Consider the following 19,764-nt stretch of genomic DNA (forward strand, 5'->3'; position numbering starts at 1 on the left):
TTATTAGTTATTATTTTTTGAGTGTTGTAAAAAACATGTCTATAAAGTAGGCTATCTACTAGATTCTTTCATTATCAAATTCTAAACCTATTTTTGATATGAGCTTTATAACTTTTTTCACCTAGCTATTAAAATTTTTCACCTTGTACTATAAACCGATCTAAATATTAAATAATCACTAACAATTAGTTGATTTACTAAGTTAGTAATCATAAAGAAGTATTTTCTCTCGATACAATAACTTGTTAGTCATTAAAAACATGAGAAAAATTAGGAACAATAAAATCACATGAAGAAGATTACGCATTATACGACATTATCTATAACAATATACATATCTATCTTCCCTGGAGTCATTATAGGTTCTTTTCGTTGTTTTCAATAAATTAGAAACTTTTAAGAAAATCAGTTCCGCCATTTCATCACAACACGAAAGCAACTCATCAAGACTTTCTTCTGCTTTATAATAACAATCTTGGTCACAAGCTAATGGGTGAAAGCGTGGCACTATGAAAAAATTATGCTTCTTCAAAAATCTTGTTCTTACATTTAATTCTCCATCGATTGTTTGTAGCATACCGTTTTCAGTAAATCTTTTAGTATTATAACTTGTTATAGAATAATAATCACCATCAGAATAAGCGTAGTCTTTAGCAATACTATTCGATTCGCAATCATCTGCATCCCCTCTTATCTTTGCCGGAACATCTCCATCAACCTCAATCATAATAAACTTATTCCAATACCCTGGAGAATTAAAAGCCACCAATCTGTTGATTTTTAGTTCATAAGATAACGTTGAATTAGCTATTCTCATAAGTATTTTTCCGTCTTCAAATTGTAATCTGGATATATCTTCATAAGAGGATCCTCTGACCTTCCGGATAGGTGAAACTTCTAAATAATTGAAATCTTCAAAGAAATTTGTTAAACGATCAATTATTACTTTTTGGTCATTATATACTTTAAAGTTCTTATTATCACAATCTGGAAAAGATTCATAAAATCTATTATCAAAGAAAATTGAGGAAGCTAAATGGGGGATTGGTTTATCTTTAGAATTAACTTCTACTTGTTTATTATCAAAATTTTGATTTTCTCCTCCTCCACTTACTTCTTTATTTTGAGAGTTAGAATTCACAACTTGATTAGCTTCTATCAGATGATTCATAGTAGCAATGTCAGCTATTGTAAAATTAGACGCTTTTTTAACTTCTTCAATCAAGAGTTTGTTCAATTCATCCATCAATTCAAAAAACAGAACAATATCAAAGTCTTGGCTACCAATCATTGTTTTGAGATGATTTTTAAATTCTTCATAACCCTTATATTCACTATTCAATGTATACCGAATTTTTATAAGCTCTTCAAAAACTTGATTTTCCTTCCAGACTTTGGATATACCATCATAACTCGGATTTTCGCCATGTCTCTCGAATATATATTTTTCAAAATCATTTACTACATTTTGAATTTTTCGGCGTTCAAGTTTTTCATCTATTCCCAGCCCCTCTAAAAGCTTGTCCAAATCCATTCCAGTAAAATCAAAGAAAAAAGATATCAATTTTTGTTTATCCATATATTTTTCTCCCTAAAACACCATCTCCCCACTCTCTTCCAGCGTAAACTTGACATTATCCTCAATCCACTTACGGCGTGGTTCGACCTTGTCACCCATGAGGACATTGACGCGACGTTCTGCGCGTGCTAGGTCTTCAATCGTAACACGGATGAGGGTACGAGTTTCTGGGTTCATGGTTGTTTCCCAGAGTTGGTCCGCATTCATCTCACCAAGACCTTTATAGCGTTGAAGTGTAGCGCCTTTACCAAACTGCTTACGGAGTTCTTCCAGTTCTCCGTCTGTCCAAGCATAAGCCACTTCTTCCTTCTTGCCTTTACCTTTGGACATCTTGTAAAGAGGCGGAAGGGCGATATAGACATGTCCTGCCTCGACTAGTGGACGCATATAGCGATAAAAGAAGGTTAAGAGGAGGGTTTGAATGTGGGCACCATCGGTGTCCGCATCGGTCATGATAATGATCTTATCATAGTTAGCATCTTCAAGAGAAAAGTCTGCTCCAACACCTGCACCGATGGTATAAATCATGGTATTGATTTCTTCATTTTTGAGGATATCTGCCATCTTAGCCTTGGCTGTATTGATAACCTTACCACGAAGAGGCAAGATAGCTTGGAACTTACGGTCACGGCCTTGCTTAGCAGAACCACCGGCAGAATCTCCTTCGACTAGGTAAAGTTCATTCTTAGCTGGATTTTTAGACTGGGCTGGGGTTAATTTCCCAGAAAGCAAGCCCTTGTCTTTCTTATTTTTCTTACCATTTCGGCTCTCATCACGCGCTTTTCGTGCTGCTTCACGGGCATCACGCGCCTTGATTGCTTTACGAATCAGATTAGAAGCTAACTCCCCATTTTCCATAAGGAAGAAGGTCAACTTATCAGCTACAATCCCATCTACAACGGGACGAGCAAGGGGACTTCCTAGTTTATCCTTGGTCTGTCCCTCAAACTGCAAATGTTCTTCAGGAACAAGGATGGAAAGAACTGCCGCCAACCCTTCACGGTAATCTGACCCTTCAAGATTTTTATCTTTTTCTTTGAGAAGACCTGTCTTACGTGCATAGTCATTCATAACCTTGGTAATAGCTGACTTAAGTCCTGTCTCATGCGTTCCACCGTCTTTAGTACGAACGTTATTAACAAAGGACAAGATGTTATCTGAAAATCCATCGTTATACTGGAGGGCTACTTCTACTTGGAAACCATTGTCTTCCCCTTCAAAGTATAGGACAGGCGTCAAGGTTTCCTTGTCTTCATTGAGGTAGGAAACAAAGTCCTGTACCCCATTCTCATAATGGAATTCAATGGCTTCATCTGTTCGTTTGTCCGTTAATGACAAGGTAACATTCTTCAAGAGAAAGGCTGACTCATTGAGACGCTCTGAAATGGTATTGTACTTGAAGTCTGTCATAGAAAAGATACTAGCATCAGGCATGAAGGTCACTTTTGTACCTGTCTTAGATTTTGGTGCCGTTCCAACCTTTTCAAGAGTTGTTACTGGCTTCCCACCATTTTCAAAGCGTTGTTTGTAGACTGCACCATCACGCGTAATTTCTACTTCAAGCCAACTAGAGAGGGCATTGACAACAGAAGAACCAACCCCGTGGAGACCACCAGAAGTCTTGTAACCACCTTGACCGAATTTTCCTCCAGCGTGGAGAATGGTAAAAATAACCTCAACCGTTGGAATTCCCATAGCGTGCATCCCAGTCGGCATCCCACGTCCGTGGTCTTGAACCGTTAAACTTCCATCTTTATTAATCGTTACATCAATACGATCACCAAATCCAGACAGAGCTTCATCAACCGCATTATCGACAATTTCCCAAACAAGGTGATGGAGACCAGCACCGTCAGTCGATCCAATATACATCCCTGGACGTTTACGGACCGCATCCAACCCTTCTAGCACCTGAATGGCGTCATCATTATAATTGTTAATATTGATTTCCTTTTTTGACACAAGGAACCTCCTATTTGTTCATCTTTTCTATTTTACAGGTTTTCTAAGGATTTTGCAAAATTTTCAAGTTAATAAGACTATTCACAAGTCCTTTTTAGTAAAAAATCACTCATTCTCACCCTAAAAAAAGAAACCAAGACACGAGTCTCAGTTTTCTTTTCCTTTAACTTGGCTTGTTGCTATATCTTCACCAAACCATTTCTGGCTGATTTCTTGGAATTTTCCTTCTTGATACAATTCCACAAAAGCCTTATTCAAATTGGCTAATAAGGTCTTATCCGCTGGTCTTACTCCGACTGCAAAAGACTCACTCTCAAAACCGGCTGAGAAAATCTCATACTGGTCTAATATCCCTTCCGTTTTAAGATAATAATTGGCATAAACACGGTCAATTAAAAGAGCATCAATCCGATCATTTTGCAAGTCAATCAAGGCTTCATTAAAACTCTGATACTGGTTTGCTTTTTGATCTTTTACGATATTTTTCAACAGGTCAGGTTGAGCTTCAAAATCTAGATAACCAGAAGAACCTGCTTGGGCCCCCAAAATCTTATCTTTCATATCCGAAACTGACTGGATATTTTGCGATTTTTTTGAGACTAGAACCTGCTGATTCTCCATATAAGGAATTGTAAAAGCAACCTTTTCACGGCGTTCATCTGTTGCTGAATATCCATTCCAGATAGCATCAATAGTGCCGTTTTGAAGTTCTGTTTCCTTCATATCCCAATCAATTGGTTGAAACTGTACCTTGAACCCCAGTTTCTCAGAAACGGCTTGGGCTAAATCAATATCAAATCCAACATATTGCCCATTCTTTTCTTCAAAGCCCATAGGAACAAAGGTATTGTCAAATCCAATAGTAATGCTTCCTTGTTGTTGGTATTTTTCCCAATTATCTACTTTAGGATTGCTAGCTTTTTGCGTGCATCCTACCAGGAAAAAAGCAAGAAAGAATACCAAAACAAGGCTGATTTTCTTTCGATTCATAGACACCTCCTACTTAGGCTCTACTTTGAGAATCTGGTCAGCGATATTCTCTGCAAACTGGAGGTCGTGAGTCACGACAATCTGAGTCATGCCTAGTTCCCGATTTTGTAGAATCAGTTTTTCAACCTCGAGACGCAACTCTGGGTCAAGGGCTGAAGTTGGTTCGTCATAACCAATCACTTCAGGATCTATCATCATAGCGCGTGCTAAGGCAACACGTTGCTTTTGACCACCAGATAATGAGTATGGATAAGCATCTGCGTGAGCTTCGAGCCCCAGACGAGCGAGTAAGTCGGTTGCCTTCTTCTTGGCATCTGCTTCAGACAGCCCCATAGTTTTGATGGGTGACAAAATCAAGTTCTCCATAACGGATAAGTGAGGAAAAAGCTGAAAATCTTGAAAAACAAAACCTAATAAGTGACGCTTTTCAAGTTCATCCAAAGGTAGGGATTCTCCATTATAAAAAATCTCACCTGAATCAATGGTTTCAAGTCCAGCTAACATTCTAAGCAAGGTTGTCTTCCCACCACCAGAAGGTCCAACGATGGCCAAAATCTGCTTTTCAGGAATTGTTAAACTGAAATTGGATAAAATTTCTTTTTTTCCAAATTTTTTGCTGATATTTCTTAACTCTAACATGGATAACCTCCTATCTATAGTAGCTGAACTTCTTCTCAAGTTTCTTAGCTATAATCGTAACAATACCAATCATGAGAAGATAGATAGCTCCTGCTAGAAACATTGGAATCAAGCTGGCATCACGATTGGCTGCAGTACGACTAGCTAGAATCAGATCAGAAATACCGAGCGCATAGACCAGTGAAGTATCCTTAACCAGACTCATAACTTCGTTAAATACACTTGGCAAAACAATCTTGGTCACTTGTGGCAAGATAATATAGCGGACGGTATCGATAGGTTTGAATTTCAAAACCTTAGCTGCCTCATATTGCCCTTGAGGAATGGTTGCAATCCCTCCACGGAATATTTCTGCAAAGTAGGCCGCATAATTAAGCGTGAAGGCAATAATTGCTGCTGGCACACGATCTAGTCGAATTCCGATACTTGGGAGAACATAGTAGATAAAAATCAACTGTAGGAGTAAGGGTGTTCCACGCATCACCCAGATATAGATGTCAATCATGTAATGGAGGGGTTTCCAATGCACCTGTAAGCAAAAAGCAACCAAAATGCCTAAAGGGATTGAAAAAAGTAAGACCAGTGCAAAAACTTGTAAGGTCATTGTCGCACCGCTCAATAAACTTGGTAATATCTCAAATAAGTAAGACATATTCCACCTCCTAAAAATAATTGTTCTCATTATAGCATAAATAAACACAAAATCAAAGAATTTCAGAAACTTTCATGAATTTTTAAAACTTTAACCTTGATTTCCGAACAATAGTGTTCATGAGAAAAATTTTCTACTTACATAAAGAATCAGATGTCACAATTTGAGAAGAGATTCCTTTCCGTTTCTCTCCTATTTCATGATATAATAGAAGCATGATGACAATAGTATTATTAATTTTAGCTTATTTATTGGGTTCAATTCCTTCAGGCTTGTGGATTGGACAAATATTCTTTAACATCAATCTAAGAGAACATGGTTCTGGCAATACTGGAACAACCAATACCTTCCGTATTTTAGGTAAGAAAGCGGGTACGGCAACCTTCGTGATTGATTTTTTCAAAGGAACCATCGCAACCCTGCTTCCCCTTATCTTCCATGTACAAGGAATCTCTCCTCTCATTTTTGGTCTCTTAGCCGTAATCGGACATACTTTCCCAATTTTTGCAGGATTTAAGGGAGGTAAGGCTGTCGCAACCAGTGCTGGAGTCATTTTCGGATTTGCTCCTCTATTTTGCCTCTATCTAGCAGTTGTCTTCTTTGGAACTCTTTATCTAGGAAGTATGATTTCTCTCTCTAGTGTTACTGCTGCCCTTGCTGCTGTACTTGGGGTTATTCTCTTTCCACTTATCAGTTTCCTACTGCCAAGTTACGATTTATTATTTGTAGTGATTATCCTAGCCCTCGCAAGTCTAATTATCATTCGCCACAAGGATAACATCAATCGTATTCGTAATAAAACAGAAAATCTTGTTCCTTGGGGACTAAATCTTACCCATCAAAAACCTAAAAAATAAAGCGTCAGTTTCAAACCGACGCTTTTTTGTGGCTCTATAATATTTGTAGTGGGTAAATCCCCTATAGATATTATAGAGCCTATTTTGTTGTAGAAAAAAAGTCCCATAAGATCTATAATGAAAAGCGACCAAACCATCATTAGAAAGATTCATATGGAACAATTACATTTTATCACAACATTACTAGACATTAAAGACCCTAATATCCAATTTGTGGATGTTGTTAATAGAGATACACACAAGGAAATTATAGCTAAACTGGATTATGATGCTCCATCTTGTCCTGATTGTGGAAATAAAATGAAGAAATATGACTTTCAAAAACCGTCTAAGATCCCTTACCTCGAAACGACTGGTATGCCTACTAGAATCCTTCTGAAAAAACGGCGTTTTAAGTGCTATCAGTGCTCAAAAATGGCTGTCGCTGAGACTTCTCTCATCAAGAAGAATCACCAAATCCCTCGTATCATCAACCAAAAGATTGCTCAAAAGTTGATTGAAAAGACTTCTATGACCGATATTGCCCATCAACTTTCCATCTCAACTTCAACTGTCATTCGTAAGCTCAATGACTTCCGTTTTGAGCATGATTTTTCGCGTCTTCCTGAGATTATGTCTTGGGATGAGTACGCCTTCACCAAGGGAAAGATGAGCTTTATTGCGCAAGATTTTGAAAGGCTCAATATCATCACTGTTCTTGAAGGTAGAACACAGGCTATCATCCGAAATCACTTTCTTCGCTACGATAGAGTCGTTCGATGTCAGGTGAAAATTATTACTATGGACATGTTTAGTCCCTACTATGACTTGGCTAAACAGCTTTTTCCAAACGCTAAAATCGTTCTTGATCGCTTTCACATTGTGCAACATCTTAGCCGTGCTATGAGTCGTGTTCGTGTCCAAATAATGAATCAGTTTCATCGAAAATCCCATGAATACAAGGCTATCAAGCGCTACTGGAAGCTCATCCAACAAGATAGTCGGAAACTCAGCGATAAACGTTTTTATCGCCCTACTTTTCGCATGCACTTAACCAATAAAGAGATTCTAGATAAGCTTTTGAGCTATTCAGAAGACTTGAAACACCACTATGATCTCTATCAGCTCTTGCTTTTCCACTTTCAGAATAAAGAGCCTGAGAAATTTTTCGGACTCATCGAGGACAATCTAAAGCAGATTCATCCTCTTTTTCAGACTGTCTTTAAAACCTTTCTAAAGGACAAAGAGAAAATCGTCAACGCCCTTCAACTTCCCTATTCTAACGCCAAATTAGAAGCGACTAATAATCTCATCAAACTTATCAAGCGAAATGCATTTGGATTTCGGAACTTTGACAACTTTAAGAAACGAATTTTCATCGCTCTGAATATAAAAATGAAGAGGACATCAATTGTCCTCTCCAGATGTTAGTTTTTATTCAACCCACTACAGTTGACAATGAGCCTTTTTTGTTTATTTAGATTTGATATAGTTGATACCATCTGCCTTCGGTGCAACAGCTTTACCAAAGAAGGCTGCTAGTACGACAATGGTCAAGAGATATGGTGCAATTTGCAAGTAAACGGCTGGGACTCCTTGCAAGAAAGGAAGTTGAGAACCGATAACTGCTAAACTTTGTGATAGTCCAAAGAAGAGACTTGAAAGCATAGCACCAACAGGATTCCATTTACCGAAGATCATAGCAGCAAGTGCGATAAATCCAGGTCCAACGATGGTTGTAACTGAGAAGTTAACGGAAATTGACTGAGCGTAGATAGCTCCACCGATTCCTCCAAGGAAACCTGAAATCACAACTCCAAGATATCTCATCTTGTAGACATTTATCCCCAAAGTATCTGCTGCTTGTGGATGTTCACCAACTGAACGGAGGCGAAGCCCAAAGCGAGTTTTAAAGAGGACAAACCATGCTAAGAATGAGAAGGCAATTGCTAGGTAACCAAGTAAACTTGTTGACTTGAAGAAGATATCTCCGATAACTGGGATATTAGCCAAAAGAGGGAAATCAAAACGTCCAAAAGTTTGCGTTAAGTTATCCGTTTGTCCCTTGTTATAAAGCACCTTCACCAAGAAGACTGCCAAGGCTGGAGCCATCAAGTTAAGTACGGTACCACTGACAACATGGTCAGCACGAAAATGAACTGTAGCTACTGCATGAATCAGTGAAAAGATAGCTCCGACTAATCCACCAACTAGAAGAGCCAACCAAGGAGTCGCTGCTCCTAAATCTTGAGCAAATTCAAGATTAAAAACAACTCCAGAAAAGGCACCCATGACCATGATTCCTTCAAGACCAACGTTAACAACTCCACCACGTTCAGAGAAAACGCCTCCGATACTTGTGAAAATAAGTGGTGCTGAGTAAATCAACATTGAAGAAACCATAAGGGTTAACATTGTTGTAATCGACATCCTTATTTACCTCCTTTAAGTTGTTTTCTTGGTTTGACAAAGCGTTCGATGATGTAGTGAACGCTGACAAAGAAGATAATTGAGGCTGTAACGATACTTACAAGCTCAGATGGTACTTGAGCAGCATTCATACCAGGGGCTCCAACTTGAAGCACTCCGAACAAGAAGGCTGCAAAGAGAATTCCAATTGGTGAGTTTGCAGCTAGTAGACTGACCGCCATACCATTAAATCCGATTGCCAACGATGAACCTTGAACATAGACGTTTTGGAAGGTACCAAGTCCTTCTACCGCTCCACCTAGACCTGCAAGGGCACCAGAAATAATCATTGATAAAATAATGGTACGTTTCGCTGAAATACCAGCGTATTCAGAAGCATTTGGATTTAGACCAACTGCACGGATTTCAAAACCGAGAGTTGTCTTCTTAAGCAAGAACCAGATAACTGCAACTGCAATGATGGCAAAGAAAATCCCAATATTCATACGAGAGTTTCCTGTTAACTCAGCAAGCCATGGTGTTTGATAAGTTGCATTTGCACTTACTCGGATAGATGAATCTGTACTTTGCATGATTTCTTTAGGGAAGTGGTGGATAAAGGCATTTCCCACATAAAGAACAATGTAGTTCATCATGATGGTTACGATGACTTCAGATGTTCCAAGATAGGCTCTTAAAATACCAGGAATGGCACCAACTATTCCTCCAGCCACCAGCGCAATGACAACTGTCGCAAGAATCAACAATGGACGTGGCAAATCTGGATTTGAAAGAGCGAACCAGCCACTCATAACCCAACCAGCGAGTGCTTGTCCTGGAAGCCCGACATTAAAGAAACCGGCACGACTCGCAACTGCAAATCCAAGAGCAATCAAGACTAATGGCCCCATTGCACGGAAGATTTCACCAATACCACGAACACTACCAAAGGCTGTGTAGAACAACTCTTCATAACCCCAAATAGCATCATAGCCAAAAATCCACATGACGATGGCTCCAAGCAAGATTCCAAGGATAACAGAAATCAAGGGAACCGAAATTTGTTGTAATTTTTTAGACATCACTCTACTCCTTTTTCCAATTCACCACCAGCCATCAAGACACCAAGTTCTTGCTTGTTGGTTGTTTCTGGCGTTACAATCCCTTGAATCTTACCATCATGGATAACAGCGATTCTATCTGATACGTTTAGAATCTCATCTAGTTCAAAGCTGACTACAAGGACAGCTTTCCCATTATCACGTTCTTGAATCAAGCGTTTGTGAATGTACTCAATGGCACCGACGTCCAAACCACGAGTTGGTTGGCTGACGATGAGGAGATCCGGATTTCGATCAATCTCCCGAGCGATGATTGCTTTTTGTTGATTTCCTCCAGAAAGGGCAGAAGCAGGAACAATCTCACTAGCAGCACGAACATCAAACTCCTGCATCAATTTTTTTGCATAGTCAAGGATATTCGTATAATTTAAAATTCCCTTCTTGCTAAGAGGTTCTTTATAATAGGTTTGAAGAGCGATATTTTCAGAAATCATCATTTCCAAGACCAAACCATCACGGTGACGGTCTTCCGGAACGTGACCAACGCTCAGTTCAGTAATTTGACGTGGATGCAATCCTACAATGGACTGGCCTTTCAATTCCACACTACCAGACTCAATCTTACGAAGTCCTGTGATAGCTTGGATCAATTCAGACTGACCATTTCCATCAATACCGGCAATTCCGACAATCTCACCAGCCCGAACATCGAGTGAAAGATTCTTAACAGCAGGAACGCCACGGTTTTCATGAACAACCAAGTCTTTGATGGAAAGAACGACTTCTTTAGGTTGTGGTGCTTGCTTCTCAGTTTTGAAGGAAACAGAACGTCCCACCATCATCTCAGCCAAGTCAGCGTTAGTCGCACCAGCAATCTCAACTGTTTCGATTGATTTACCACGACGGATAACTGTAACGCGGTCAGAAACCGCACGAATTTCATCCAACTTGTGGGTAATCAAGATAATTGATTTGCCTTCTTTGACCAAGTTTTTCATGATAACCATCAACTCATCGATTTCCGATGGCGTTAAAACAGCAGTTGGTTCGTCAAAGATAAGAATATCGGCACCACGATAAAGTGTCTTCAAAATTTCAACACGTTGTTGAGCACCAACAGAGATATCTGCTACTTTGGCAGAAGGGTCTACAGCTAGTCCATAACGCTCTGATAATTCAAGAATCTCTCGACTTGCTCGAGCAATATCTAGGACACCATTTTTAGTCAATTCACTTCCTAAAATGATATTCTCAGCAACAGTGAAAGCCTCTACCAACATAAAGTGTTGGTGAACCATTCCAATCCCTAGGCTAGCGGCTTTTGATGGAGAGTCTAGTTTCACAACTTGACCGTTAACCACAATTTCACCACTAGTTGGTTCTAGAAGCCCTGCAAGCATGTTCATAAGAGTGGATTTACCAGCTCCATTTTCTCCTAAAAGTGCATGAATTTCACCTTTACGAAGTTCTAGGTTAATTTTGTCGTTAGCGACAAATTCACCAAAAACTTTGGTAATTTCACGCATTTCAATGACATTTTCGTGTGCCATGTGCTCTTCCTTTCAGAGTTTTATTTTGTTTCAATAAAACCTGCTAAAGAAACTTAGCAAGCTCTATTGAGACAAAACACTTTGTCTCAATTCTTAAAGAAGCGGCCACAGGCCGCTCCCCTAAGAAATGACTTTCATCCATTATTTTTCAGGAACTTTTACACTTCCATCAAGGATTTTAGCTTTTGCATCTTCAACAGCTTTTTTACCTTCTTCAGAAAGGTTAGTTGTTACTAGATCAACCCCTTTATCCTTCAATGAGTAAACGATCACTTGACCGCCAGGGAATTCACCTTTTTCAGTTTTGTTTGCGATATCTTGAACTGTTGTTCCGACTTGTTTCAAAGTAGAAGCAAGTACGAAGTTTGATTCTTTACCATCTTTAGAAGTGTATTTACCTTCTTCAACTTGGTCACGGTCTACACCGATAACCCAAACTTTTTCGCCTTCGTTTTTGCTTTCATTCAAAGATTTAGCTTCTGAGAAGACACCTGCACCAGTACCACCAGCTGCTTGGTAGATTACGTCTGCACCTGCAGCATATTGAGCTGCAGCGATTGTTTTACCTTTAGCGGCATCACCAAATGAACCAGCGTAGTCTACTTGTACTTTGATAGATGGGTCAACTGACTCAACACCAGCTTTGAAACCAGCTGCGAAACGAGAAATAACTTCAGATTCCATACCACCTACAAAACCAACTTGTTTTGTTTTAGTAGTTTTAGCTGCTGCTACACCTGCAAGGTAAGCTGCTTCGTTATCAGCAAATGTTACACTTGCTACGTTCTTTTGATCTTTAATCACATCATCAATCAAAACATAGTTCAAGTCTGCATGTTCTTTCGCTGCTTCTTCAACTGCATTGTGAAGGGCAAAACCAACACCATAAATCAAGTTGTAGCTTCCTGCTGCTTGGTTCAAGTTGTTAGCGTAGTCAGCTTCACTTGTTGATTGGAAGTATGTGTAGCCTTTATCTTTTGCAAGATTGTGCTCTTTACCCCAAGCTTGAAGACCTTCCCAAGCTGATTGGTTGAATGATTTATCATCAACACCACCAGTATCTGTAACGATAGCTGCTTTAGTCTTCAAATCAGAAGATGAAGATGCTGCGTTACGAGAAGAGCGATTACCACATGCAGCAAGTCCAAATGCTGCTACTGCAACTAGACCAAGGCCTAGCCATTGTTTCTTGTTCATTACTGAACCTCCTAAATAAGATGCGCAACGAAGTTGCAAGTATGGATTGATTGGTCACAAGGACCCTTGCCACTCAGAGAGTGACACAGACTATTGCAAGTCTGTAAAAGAATATGGAAGTAATTCCCCGACCGTCATCTCGACCGTCGATTTATCTTTGGCAACTAGAGTCACCTTTAGATCTGGTTTAAAAAATTCGACCATAACTTGGCGACAAGCTCCGCAAGGAGAAATAGGTTTCTCAGTTTGACCATAGACAATCAATTCTGAAAACTCACGTTGTCCTTCAGAGACAGCTTTAAAAATGGCTGTTCTCTCACCACAGTTGGTCAAGGGGTAGCTAGCATTTTCAATATTGCATCCTGTATATACACTTCCGTCCTTGGCAACCAGAACGGCACCAATTGGAAAGTGTGAATAGGGTACATAGGCGTTTTTACTAGTCTCAATCGCTAAGTCAATCAACTCAGTAGTCGCCATCTGCTAACTCTCCTTTTAAGATTGCTACACCTGCAGATGTTCCGATACGAGTAGCTCCAGCTTCAACAAAAGCTACAGCATCTGCATAAGAACGAGCTCCTCCTGCTGCTTTGACTCCCATGTCTGGACCAACAGTCTGACGCATTAACTTAACATCCGGTAGGGTTGCACCACCTGTTGAGAAGCCTGTTGACGTCTTGACAAAGTCTGCTCCTGCTTTCTGGGCTAGTTGGCAAGCCAAAACTTTTTCCTCATCAGTTAACAAACAAGCCTCGATAATAACCTTAACCAGTTTGTCTCCGCTTGCTTCAACAACTGCTCGAATATCTGACTCAACTAATGCAGTATTTCCTGATTTGAGTGTGCCAACATTGATAACCATATCAATTTCGTCAGCACCATTTTGGATAGCTTCTTTGGTTTCATAAGCCTTGACAGCTGAAGTTGTAGCTCCAAGAGGGAAGCCTACTACTGTACAAACCTTGACATCAGTATCTACGAGTGCAGTTTTGGCATGTGAAACCCAGCAAGGATTGACACAAACACTGGCAAAATCATAGTCTTTGGCTTCAGATAGCAAACGATCAATTTGTTCCTCTGTCGCATCTTGCTTTAAAAGCGTATGATCAATGTATTTATTTAGTTTCATTTCGTTTTTTCCTTAAATTAGGAGATAATTTCAATGATTTCACGCGTTTTTATCGCTTCATCACTTATCTTAATTTTAACATAATTTTGGAAATCTGTAACTAGTTCCGGAGAAATTTTGCCATTTGTATATACTTTTGCAACAATTTCACCCTTTCTGACAAAGTCTCCAACTTTCTTCTCAAAAACAATCCCCGTCTCATAGTCAAGGGCGTCTGTTTTCACTGCACGACCAGCACCCAATCTCATGGCAAAAAGACCAAACTCCATGGCTGGAAGTTCTGCGATAATACCATCCTCCTGAGCAGGAATATCAACTACATGCTCAACCTTTACTGGACGATAGAGGTCTTCTAAATCTCCACCCTGAGCTACAACCATCTCTTCGAATTTCTGGAGCGCCTTACCATTTTCAAGATGTTGCCTTACTTCCTCAACAGTTTTTTCAACATTAGCTAAAGATAGCATAATCTGGGCTAACTCGCAGATAAAATGACTAATATCTTCACGTCCCTTACCTTGAAGAATTTCTAGTGCTTCTAGGATTTCCAAGCGGTTTCCAATAGCACGTCCCAAGGGTTGACTCATGTCCGTAATGACTGCTACTGTCTTACGACCTACCGCCTTACCAAGGTTTACCATGGTTTGAGCCAATTCACGGGCCTCGTCCACTGTTTTCATGAAGGCACCTTCACCCACAGTTACATCAAGTAAGATAGCATCAGCTCCAGCAGCAATCTTTTTACTCATGACCGAACTAGCAATCAAGGGAATAGTATCAACCGTTGCCGTCACATCACGGAGGGCGTATAGAAGTTTGTCAGCCTTAACCAATTGATCGGACTGGCCAATGACTGAGACACCAATATCCTGAACTTGTTTGATAAATTCATCCTGATTTCGTTCAATCTGAAAACCTTTGATGGATTCTAATTTATCGATAGTACCGCCGGTATGACCCAGACCTCTACCACTCATCTTAGCAACCGGAACACCAAAACTAGCTACCAAAGGTGCTAGGATTAAAGTTACCTTATCACCAACTCCACCAGTAGAGTGCTTGTCTACCTTAATGCCTTCAATTGGCGATAAATCAAATTCCTGACCTGTCTTAACCATGTTCATAGTCAAGTCAGAAATCTCATCGATAGTCATTCCCTGAAAATATACTGCCATAGCAAAAGCTGCCATCTGGTAATCAGGGACGATTCCAGATACATAACCTTCAATCAACCATTGAATCTCACTGGAGCTTAGTTCTTGGCCGTCTCTTTTTTTCTGGATTAGATCTACTGCTCTCATTCTTTCACACTTCTAAGGATATAATATCCCTTATCTTTCTTTACAACCTCACAATTGCCAAAAACTTCTTCCATCTTACTTTTGGCACTAGGAGCTCCTTGTTTTTTCTGGATGACGATCGTCAAATCTCCACCATCTACTAAAAAGTCTATACTTTTCTCGATGATTTCGTGGACTACTTGCTTGCCTGCACGTATAGGAGGGTTGGAAATGACATGGTCGAATTGTCCTTCTACCTGCTCATAAATATTAGACTGGAAGATAGTCGCTTGAACCTTGTTTTTTACTGCATTTTGCTGGGCTAAATCCAAGGCACGATTATTGATGTCCACCATCGTTGCTTGGGCACCATAAGCCTTAACCAAAGACAAACCTATCGGACCATAGCCACAACCAACATCAAGAATTTTTTCACCTTTTTCAATATCTAGACATCTTAACAACAACTGACTTCCAAAGTCAATCATTTTTTTACTAAAGACACCAGCATCTGTCAAAAAGGTCATCTTTTGCCCAAGTAGCTCAACTCTAAGCTCATGAACATCATGGGCTGCATCTGGATTTTCTGCATAATACATTTTACTCATGACACTATTTTACCATAATTTGACTTAAATTGTAAATCGTTTACAAAGGTATCAAGCCCTTTAATCACATTGTATTTTCTCAAAAATAATATAAATCGGATTAACATTAGGGACCTAGTAAAAAGCTCCCGACTGCCATGGTAATCGGAAAAGCAAAAATGCAAGCAAGACCAAAAAAGAAGAGCCAACACTTTCGTTTAAAGAAAGCTAGCACAAGGTAGCCAAGACCTATGAGGGGTAATAAGATAAACAAAACAAAAGTGGTCCAGTTATAGCTCTGAGTTCCTATCGTAAAGGAGAAATTCACCCAGTTTGGTGATAACCATAAAAAAATAACAAATAGGCTGAACAAACCCAGCGTATTTTCTCTTAATCCAGCTTTCATCTTAGCACCTCCTTTATAGGTTTTCCCCCTTATATTTTAACAAAGAACGCGCTTTTTCTCAATTGGTCAGATGGTTATTCTTTCTAAAATATGGTATACTAAGATATCAAACGAGGATATAGTATGACCAACGAATTTTTACATTTTGAAAGGATAAGCCGCGAAACTTGGCAATCCTTGCATCGCAAAACAACTCCTCCCTTGACCGAGGAAGAGTTAGATTCTATTAAGAGTTTCAATGATCAGATTAGCCTACAAGATGTTACAGATATCTATCTGCCACTGGCACATTTGATTCAGATTTATAAGCGTTCCAAAGAAGACCTTGCCTTTTCAAAAGGTATTTTCCTTCAAAGAGAGAGCAAAAAACAGCCCTTTATTATCGGAGTTTCTGGGAGTGTTGCTGTCGGTAAATCAACCACTAGTCGACTCTTGCAAATTTTGCTGTCTCGTATCGTTCCTGGAGCAAGTGTTGAACTAGTGACTACAGATGGTTTTTTATACCCAAATAGTGTCTTAATTGAGCAAGACATTCTCAACCGCAAGGGTTTTCCTGAGAGCTACGATATGGAAGCTTTGCTCAATTTTCTAGACCAACTCAAAAATGGTCAGGATGTTGATATACCTGTTTATTCCCATGAAATCTATGATATCGTGCCGGGTCAAAAACAACGAGTTCAAGCTGCTGATTTTGTCATTGTTGAGGGAATCAATGTGTTCCAAAATCCACATAATGCCCGTCTCTATATTACTGATTTCTTTGACTTTTCAATCTATGTCGATGCTGCTGTCGAAGACATTGAAAGTTGGTATTTGGATCGATTCTTAAAACTCCTTAGCTTTGCTCAAGATGATCCAGGCAACTATTACTACCGTTTCACTCAACTTCCTCTTAGTGAAGTGAAGGATTTTGCTCACCAAGTTTGGACCAGTATCAACCTCACCAATCTCCAAAATTACATTGAACCGACACGAAATCGAGCCGAGGTCATTCTCCATAAATCTAAAAATCACGAAATTGATGAAATTTACTTAAAAAAATAATTTTCCCTTGTCAAAACGTAAGTTTTCAGATATAATGGTATAGTTAGTAAAAATGGAGGTAAGAACATTGGCAAACATTAAATCAGCTATCAAACGCGCTGAATTGAACGTTAAACAAAACGAAAAGAACTCAGCTCAAAAATCAGCTATGCGTACTGCTATCAAAGCTTTTGAAGCAAACCCATCTGAAGAACTTTACCGTGCTGCCAGCTCAGCTATCGATAAAGCAGAAACTAAAGGTTTAATCCACAAAAACAAAGCTAGCCGTGATAAAGCACGTCTTGCAGCTAAACTTGGTTAATCTTTAACTGCATACAAAATGAGCTCTTCGGAGCTTTTTTTGTGCACATTTTCTGGAGGTTATTATGAAAATAGCTATCATTGGATATTCTGGATCAGGCAAATCTACTCTTGCTGAAAAACTATCTAAGCACTACTCCATCCCCAAACTTCATATGGACACACTTCAATTTCAGCCAGGCTGGGTAGACAGTGACCGTGACTGGATGCTTAAGCAAATGGAGACTTTCCTTACCAAACACAAAGATTGGATCATTGATGGCAACTACTCTTGGTGTTGCTATGAGGAAAGAATGGAGCAAGCTGACCAGATTATCTTTTTAAACTTTTCAGCGTGGACTTGTTTGCTAAGAGCCTTTAAGCGTTATTTAAAATATAGAGGAAAAGTCAGAGAAAGTATGGCTGCGGGATGTCCCGAGCAATTCAACTGGGACTTTATCCGTTGGATTCTTTGGGATGGACGAACGTCTTCTCACAAAAAACAGTACAAGCAGCTTTGTCGTGACTATGCTGATAAAGTCACAATCATCAGCAATCAAAAAGAACTCAATCAATTTATAAATCAAATATAAGATTCCTTAGAAATGAAGAGAATCGTGTTCATAGTTTCTGATGCGTGATACAAAAAAACTGAAGGAAGTATAGTCCCAATGTCATTAAGTTAGTAATCTAACTATTTGAATAGGAGATAGGATTGAGATCATCAAAGTGATTCTCTATCCTATCTTCTATTTTTTTGCATAACAAATAAAGGTTTTTTCACCCTATTTTTTGAGATTTATGTTACTCTATAGATGAAATCAACTACCGATTGGGCCTTTATTTTTCTTGGATATTTTCGATTCGGTCGAATAATAGATAACTGTTTCTTGAGGTAGTTTTTCAACTGGAGAGAAGAAAGGGAACCGTTAAAAAACAAACGGCAGGCATAAGTCGCATCTGAGAAACACACTTTATATCTTTGTTTTTTGTGACTACTGTCGATGGCAACTTGCGAGGTTAACCAACGACAAAAGTTAAAATTTGTAAATCGGGCAAAGATTTCTTGGAGAATCCCTTCCTTCTTTTTGGCATGAAAATTGACCAAGCCAATACTGTATTTCAGGTCACGAAAACTAGTCTCTATGCCCCATCTGCTGGCGTAGAGATTTTTTAATTGTTGGACTGAATAATCTGTATTTGTCACTAAAGTTTCGTATTTTCCTTCTTCCACTTCTAAACGCACCATACGAAAAGGAAGTTGGTATAGTTCAACAGGGTCATGTTTTTGACTTGTTTCTGGAAGAAAATCAAAAGTAGAATTGTGTGGAATAAAATGATAGTCATTGGGGAAATCACGATAAAGTTTTTTGAGCTGATTGGTTTGCTTTCGTGATAATTTTAGAGAAAAGTTTTGATCAAAACACTCTGTATTTTGCAAGTTGAAGGAGGAACGCATGGATTGTTTTCCATCTCGAATTCGGATGATATAAAGCCATCCTTTTTCTTGAAAATGAGCCATAAGATTGTAACTTTCATAGCCTCTATCCATGATAACAAGAGCTTTCTCGAAAGGGAGAAGCCTCCATCATCTGAATCAGAGCTAAGCACTCATGTTGCCTATGTTTGTCTTGAATAGAAACATCTCTATACACTCCAGTCTTCAAGTCGTATAGGGCATTTATGTGTATGAGATTATAGGATTTAACATCCGTTTGGGTTTGGATAGAGGTTTCTGTATCCATGGGAGTTCGAGGAATACAGATATCACTTCCATCTGCAGCTAATATCGGAAAATTGGTGTTAAGTGGAATAGGTGCTGTAAATTCTTTAAATAAGGTATAGAAAGCCTCAGATTTTATCTGATAGCGTCTTTGAACAAAGGCTGAATTTGAAACTGTCAGTCTAGCATCTAGTAATTCTTTTGACAGTGATTTTCCTCCCATTCCCAGAATGGTACGAATCATGGTTTCTAGTGATAACCTTCTTTTACGAGTAAAGGCCTGTTCATCTTGTTTGACGAGCTCAACTTTTTGACTAAGGATACTCTGAATACTCTTATTCAAGTGGGCTTTTATCTGTTTTATCATGGGAAGTACCTCCTTAACTATCAGTTTAGCACATAAAAAAAGAAACCCAAATACAGAATTGTATTTGAATTTCT

General features: G+C 39.1%; 19 protein-coding genes and 1 pseudogene. 5 read left to right on the plus strand and 15 right to left on the minus strand.

Annotated features, from left to right (window positions below; genetic code table 11):
• Window positions 1-316 precede the first annotated feature (316 nt).
• From QM469_RS01820 to QM469_RS01840, 5 genes are all read right to left on the minus strand, one after another.
• Window positions 317-1,579 (minus strand): hypothetical protein, encoded by a 1,263-nt coding sequence (locus QM469_RS01820; protein WP_075231941.1) that lies wholly within the window; start codon window positions 1,577-1,579, stop codon window positions 317-319.
• 12 nt (window positions 1,580-1,591) lie between these two features.
• Complete coding sequence (parE, locus tag QM469_RS01825) at window positions 1,592-3,541, minus strand: DNA topoisomerase IV subunit B (RefSeq protein ID WP_414275947.1); 1,950 nt, start codon at window positions 3,539-3,541, stop codon at window positions 1,592-1,594.
• Between the two features lie 147 nt (window positions 3,542-3,688).
• Window positions 3,689-4,531 (minus strand): amino acid ABC transporter substrate-binding protein, encoded by an 843-nt coding sequence (locus tag QM469_RS01830; RefSeq protein WP_414275948.1) that lies wholly within the window; start codon window positions 4,529-4,531, stop codon window positions 3,689-3,691.
• Between the two features lie 9 nt (window positions 4,532-4,540).
• A complete protein-coding gene (locus tag QM469_RS01835; RefSeq protein WP_075231944.1) occupies window positions 4,541-5,170 on the minus strand; it encodes an amino acid ABC transporter ATP-binding protein in 630 nt (209 codons plus the stop codon).
• A 10-nt stretch (window positions 5,171-5,180) separates the two neighbouring features.
• Window positions 5,181-5,822, minus strand: coding sequence for an amino acid ABC transporter permease (locus QM469_RS01840; protein WP_153224835.1), 642 nt, complete (start codon window positions 5,820-5,822; stop codon window positions 5,181-5,183).
• Between the two features lie 215 nt (window positions 5,823-6,037).
• Between QM469_RS01840 and plsY the strand changes: the two genes are divergently transcribed.
• Both plsY and QM469_RS01850 read left to right on the plus strand, forming a co-directional pair.
• A complete protein-coding gene (gene plsY / locus QM469_RS01845; protein WP_414275949.1) occupies window positions 6,038-6,679 on the plus strand; it encodes a glycerol-3-phosphate 1-O-acyltransferase PlsY in 642 nt (213 codons plus the stop codon).
• 153 nt (window positions 6,680-6,832) lie between these two features.
• Window positions 6,833-8,089 carry an ISL3 family transposase gene (locus QM469_RS01850; RefSeq protein ID WP_414275951.1) on the plus strand — a complete coding sequence of 419 codons (1,257 nt, stop codon included), beginning with the start codon at window positions 6,833-6,835 and terminating at the stop codon, window positions 8,087-8,089.
• 42 nt (window positions 8,090-8,131) lie between these two features.
• Here the strand turns inward: QM469_RS01850 and QM469_RS01855 are convergent, their stop codons facing one another.
• The 9 genes from QM469_RS01855 to QM469_RS01895 form a co-directional block, all read right to left on the minus strand.
• The gene (locus tag QM469_RS01855) at window positions 8,132-9,088 is read right to left on the minus strand and encodes an ABC transporter permease (protein ID WP_414275952.1); all 957 of its coding nucleotides are present in this window, start codon (window positions 9,086-9,088) and stop codon (window positions 8,132-8,134) included.
• A 2-nt stretch (window positions 9,089-9,090) separates the two neighbouring features.
• Window positions 9,091-10,149 carry an ABC transporter permease gene (locus QM469_RS01860; RefSeq protein WP_153224833.1) on the minus strand — a complete coding sequence of 353 codons (1,059 nt, stop codon included), beginning with the start codon at window positions 10,147-10,149 and terminating at the stop codon, window positions 9,091-9,093.
• A complete protein-coding gene (locus QM469_RS01865) occupies window positions 10,149-11,678 on the minus strand; it encodes an ABC transporter ATP-binding protein (protein ID WP_414275953.1) in 1,530 nt (509 codons plus the stop codon). The genes QM469_RS01860 and QM469_RS01865 overlap by 1 nt, the downstream gene beginning before the upstream one ends.
• Window positions 11,679-11,819: 141 nt before the next feature.
• Complete coding sequence (locus QM469_RS01870) at window positions 11,820-12,875, minus strand: BMP family lipoprotein (RefSeq protein WP_045763743.1); 1,056 nt, start codon at window positions 12,873-12,875, stop codon at window positions 11,820-11,822.
• A 90-nt stretch (window positions 12,876-12,965) separates the two neighbouring features.
• Window positions 12,966-13,355, minus strand: coding sequence for a cytidine deaminase (locus QM469_RS01875; RefSeq protein WP_049549621.1), 390 nt, complete (start codon window positions 13,353-13,355; stop codon window positions 12,966-12,968).
• Window positions 13,342-14,004: a deoxyribose-phosphate aldolase gene (gene deoC / locus QM469_RS01880; protein ID WP_414273352.1), complete on the minus strand. Its 663-nt coding sequence runs from the start codon at window positions 14,002-14,004 to the stop codon at window positions 13,342-13,344. Before deoC ends, QM469_RS01875 begins: the two co-directional genes overlap by 14 nt.
• Window positions 14,005-14,021: 17 nt before the next feature.
• Window positions 14,022-15,305, minus strand: coding sequence for a pyrimidine-nucleoside phosphorylase (locus QM469_RS01885; RefSeq protein WP_414273351.1), 1,284 nt, complete (start codon window positions 15,303-15,305; stop codon window positions 14,022-14,024).
• Window positions 15,302-15,892, minus strand: a complete 591-nt coding sequence (locus tag QM469_RS01890; RefSeq protein ID WP_371608003.1) for a class I SAM-dependent methyltransferase — start codon at window positions 15,890-15,892, stop codon at window positions 15,302-15,304. Before QM469_RS01890 ends, QM469_RS01885 begins: the two co-directional genes overlap by 4 nt.
• 106 nt (window positions 15,893-15,998) lie before the next feature.
• Entirely contained in the window at window positions 15,999-16,277 is a 279-nt protein-coding gene (locus tag QM469_RS01895; protein WP_414273350.1) for a 1,4-dihydroxy-2-naphthoate prenyltransferase, read from the minus strand.
• A 123-nt stretch (window positions 16,278-16,400) separates the two neighbouring features.
• Between QM469_RS01895 and coaA the strand changes: the two genes are divergently transcribed.
• The 3 genes from coaA to QM469_RS01910 all read left to right on the plus strand — a co-directional run bounded on the left by coaA (window position 16,401) and on the right by QM469_RS01910 (window position 18,193).
• Window positions 16,401-17,321 (plus strand): type I pantothenate kinase, encoded by a 921-nt coding sequence (gene coaA / locus QM469_RS01900; RefSeq protein ID WP_414273349.1) that lies wholly within the window; start codon window positions 16,401-16,403, stop codon window positions 17,319-17,321.
• Between the two features lie 52 nt (window positions 17,322-17,373).
• Window positions 17,374-17,622 (plus strand): 30S ribosomal protein S20, encoded by a 249-nt coding sequence (rpsT, locus tag QM469_RS01905; protein WP_029689628.1) that lies wholly within the window; start codon window positions 17,374-17,376, stop codon window positions 17,620-17,622.
• 64 nt (window positions 17,623-17,686) lie between these two features.
• Window positions 17,687-18,193: a DNA topology modulation protein gene (locus tag QM469_RS01910; RefSeq protein ID WP_414273348.1), complete on the plus strand. Its 507-nt coding sequence runs from the start codon at window positions 17,687-17,689 to the stop codon at window positions 18,191-18,193.
• 206 nt (window positions 18,194-18,399) lie between these two features.
• Here QM469_RS01910 and QM469_RS01915 read toward each other — a convergent pair.
• Window positions 18,400-19,690, minus strand: a pseudogene (locus QM469_RS01915) (IS4 family transposase).
• Window positions 19,691-19,764: the final 74 nt, after the last annotated feature.

This window comes from Streptococcus infantis (assembly GCF_047464215.1).
Taxonomy (GTDB): Bacteria; Bacillota; Bacilli; order Lactobacillales; family Streptococcaceae; genus Streptococcus; species Streptococcus infantis_P.